Raw genomic sequence first — 250 nt, forward strand, 5'->3', positions numbered from 1 at the left:
GGTGTTGCGGCCCTCGCGCAGGTAGCGGAAGGCCTCCTGGCCCCGGCGCACGTCCCAGGAGCGGATCGGCGAGGGGACGAGCACCTTGCGCTCGAACAGCCCGGCGAGCTCGACCAGCATCTCCTGGATCCGCTCCGGCCCTGCGGCGGTCACCAGGTCGTACGAGCGGTAGCGCACCCCGGCGTGCTGCCGGGCGACGGCCTCCGGGTCGCGCAGGTCGGTCTTGCCCATCTCCAGGAACCGGCCGCCG

Annotated in this window: 1 protein-coding gene; it reads right to left on the bottom strand. The window is 74.0% G+C overall.

Features of this window, described 5'->3' with window-relative positions:
* The coding region (locus tag VM95_RS38305) for an MDR/zinc-dependent alcohol dehydrogenase-like family protein (protein ID WP_341846062.1) at positions 1–237 on the bottom strand (237 nt) is incomplete at its 3' end.
* Between the last annotated feature and the right edge of the window lie 13 nt (positions 238–250).

The sequence above is a fragment of the Streptomyces rubellomurinus genome, from assembly GCF_000961885.1.
GTDB classification, from domain to species: domain Bacteria; phylum Actinomycetota; class Actinomycetes; order Streptomycetales; family Streptomycetaceae; genus Kitasatospora; species Kitasatospora rubellomurina.